Raw genomic sequence first — 2,701 nt, 5'->3', positions numbered from 1 at the left:
CGGCCGCAAAGCCCGCGGAGCAGTCCGTGGGTCAGGAGATCACGCTGCGCGCAGGGGTCACCGCCTACGCGGGGGTGAACCCGAAGACCACCAACGAGGACAGCGGCAAGGAGCTGAGCAGCCTCATCGTCTCCGTCTCCAACGGTGACCCGAACCCGGTGTCCCTGAGGGTCGGCTCGTTCGTCGTCGACAAGCCGATCGTCACCAACTGGCACACGTCCGCCGCTGATGCTGTTCCCTTCTCGAACTGAGGCGAGACTGTACGTCGACCCAGGCAGCGTTGGGTGTGATGTCTGGGCGGGAGGCGATTCCCCGAAGTCGAGGTCGGCGAGGTAGCGCAGTCCTACGCGCAGGGGCGTGCCTCCAGGCATGCCGATCGACACTTTGAGCGGATCTCACCTGGAACCATCGGGATCCGCTGCCGGGCGTCAGTCCTGATGGGCCAGGCCCACCCGCCAGGCCCAAGCGGCGATCTCCACTCGGTTGCGGGCGGCGAGCTTGCTCTGAATGTTGCCCAAGTGGGTTTTGACCGTCCCGACCGTGATGTACAGGGCGTGAGCTATCTCGGCGTTGGTGAGTCCCTGGGCAACGAGCCTGACCACGTCCACCTCCCGCAGGGACAGGACCGTATCCGGTGCTCGCCGAGTACCGGGTGCCATCAATTGCCGCAGCAGACGGACCGTGATCGACGGACTGATGAGCGAGTCTCCCCCTGCCGCGGCTCGCACCGCCTCAGCCAGCAGCCGGGGGCCGGAGTCCTTGAGGATGAAACCGCAGGCGCCCGACTGCAGCGCCTTGGTGACGTACTCCTCGTCGTCGAAGGTGGTGACCATGACCACCTTCGGGATGTGGTCCGCGGTGGGGCGGGTCAGCGCGCGCAGGGCGTCCAGGCCGTCCATGCGCGGCATACGGATGTCCATCAGGACGACGTCGGGCCGGTGCCGTGCGGCCTGGTCCACCGCCTCGACCCCGTCCTCGGCCTCGGCGACCACCTCGATGTCGTCTTCGGCCGCGAGGATCATGGCGATACCGGTGCGCACGATGGCCTGGTCGTCGGCGATCAGTACCCGGATCACGGCGTGTCCGTCCTGGCCGGAGCGAGCGGCAGGCAGGCGCGGACCAGCCAGCCTCCGTCCGTGGCAGCGGCCAGGAACGTTCCTCCGAGCCGTGTGACCCGCTCCTCCAGTCCCTTGAGCCCGTAGCCCGGGGAGGAGGTCTGGCGCACCGTTCCGTCGTTGCTGACCTCGACGACGGCTTGCTGCGGGAGAACCTGCACGCGGACGTGGACGTGGCGGCAGCCATGGGCGTGTTTGCGGATGTTGGTGAGCGATTCCATCGTGACGCGGTGAGCGACGGCGGCCACGTCCGACGGCAGCGTGTTGGTGGGACCGGCCTCGGTGAGTCGCGCGGACACGTCGCGCAGGCCGAAGTCGGCGACCAGGTCGCGCAGACCACGCATCCCTTCCGGTGCGGCCGGCAGAGCGTCGATGTCCTCGGCGCGGAGCCCGCCGACCATGCGGCGCAGCGAGACCAGTGCCTCCGCGCCGGTCTGCTCGATGCGTTGCAGCGCGGGCGCGACCATGTCCGGGCGTTTGGCGGCGACCGCCTGGATGCCCTGTGCCTGGACGACGATCCCGGTCACATGGTGGGCCACGAAGTCGTGCAACTCTCTGGCCAGGGCCAGCCTCTGCTCCAGGCGGATCCGGTGTTCCCGTTGCCGTCGGTCGGCCACCACCAGCCGCGTGGCCAGGCTCACCCCTGTCACCATCACGGCGACGAGCGTCAGCACGAACGCGACGATCACGCTGCCTTCCTGGACGCGCACCGCCAAGGGACGCGTGATGACCGCGGCAAGCAGCGTCGCCGTGACCACGGCTGCGGGCACCGGTGCGCCCTGTCGTGCGGTAACGGCCAGAAGGATCAGAAGCGCGACGGATTCGAAGGCACCGTAGGCGGACGACGCGTCCGCGTCACCGGCTCTGAGATGGATCGCCACGGTGCAGGCCAGCGAAGCGGCGGCCGCGACTCCGCTCGCACAGGTGAGCGCCCACGGCCTGACATCCCGAGCGGCGAGCGCCGGCACACCCAGGAGCGTGGCCGCCGCCACCGAAGCCGAGACCGTCAGCGCCGTCCCCGTGCCAGGTTGACGAAAGGTGCCGACGCTCACGTCGAACAGGGCGGCAGCCACCACGGCGCAGATCGCGGCCGCCCACAGCAGGGCGCCGACGAGGCGGGGGCCACGGCGTGACCTCGGGTGACGAAAGCGCATGCCGTGCAGCGTATGCCAGCGGACGGTGCCTTTCTCTCTGCCGAAAGTCGTAGCCGCGCCGGCCAAGATCTGCCTTTCGCCGGATCCGCGCGGGCACTCCGCTCACGGAAGCTGATCGAAGATCCGCTGCCGAACGCCGTAGGAGCTTGGCGTGAATGTGAATGTCGTCATCCCCGCTGTCTATGCCATAGGGCCCGCACTGGCGGTGTTCGCCGTGGTGACCATGCTGCGTGTCCGCCTGGCCCAGCCGGGCTGGACGAGTCGGCAGGCGGTCCTGAGGATCACTACGAGCGTCTACGCCGCGGCGGTGCTGTCGATCACCGTCTTTCCCATCACCGTGACTTGGGGAAAGTACGCGAACCAGACGCCCTGGTACAGCCAGATCAACTTCGCACCGCTGATCACCATCGACGCGACTGCCATACCCAACGT

2 protein-coding genes and 2 pseudogenes are annotated in these 2,701 nt (G+C 68.5%); 2 read left to right on the top strand and 2 right to left on the bottom strand.

Features of this window, described 5'->3' with window-relative positions:
- A pseudogene (locus ACFVJQ_RS45770) lies at positions 1-251 on the top strand (hypothetical protein); the annotation flags it as partial.
- A gap of 177 nt (positions 252-428) precedes the next feature.
- Here the strand turns inward: ACFVJQ_RS45770 and ACFVJQ_RS45765 are convergent.
- Both ACFVJQ_RS45765 and ACFVJQ_RS45760 read right to left on the bottom strand, forming a co-directional pair.
- Positions 429-1,076 (bottom strand): response regulator, encoded by a 648-nt coding sequence (locus tag ACFVJQ_RS45765; RefSeq protein WP_385791909.1) that lies wholly within the window; start codon positions 1,074-1,076, stop codon positions 429-431.
- Complete coding sequence (locus ACFVJQ_RS45760) at positions 1,073-2,269, bottom strand: sensor histidine kinase (RefSeq protein ID WP_385791907.1); 1,197 nt, start codon at positions 2,267-2,269, stop codon at positions 1,073-1,075. Before ACFVJQ_RS45760 ends, ACFVJQ_RS45765 begins: the two co-directional genes overlap by 4 nt.
- Positions 2,270-2,420: 151 nt before the next feature.
- Between ACFVJQ_RS45760 and ACFVJQ_RS45755 the strand changes: the two are divergent.
- Positions 2,421-2,701: pseudogene (locus ACFVJQ_RS45755) on the top strand (VanZ family protein); the annotation flags it as partial.

Source organism: Streptomyces sp. NPDC127197 (assembly GCF_042672405.1).
Lineage (GTDB): Bacteria > Actinomycetota > Actinomycetes > Streptomycetales > Streptomycetaceae > Streptomyces > Streptomyces flavusporus.
The sequence above is the reverse complement of the archived record's forward strand: the minus strand, read 5'-3'. Positions and strand labels throughout refer to the sequence as shown.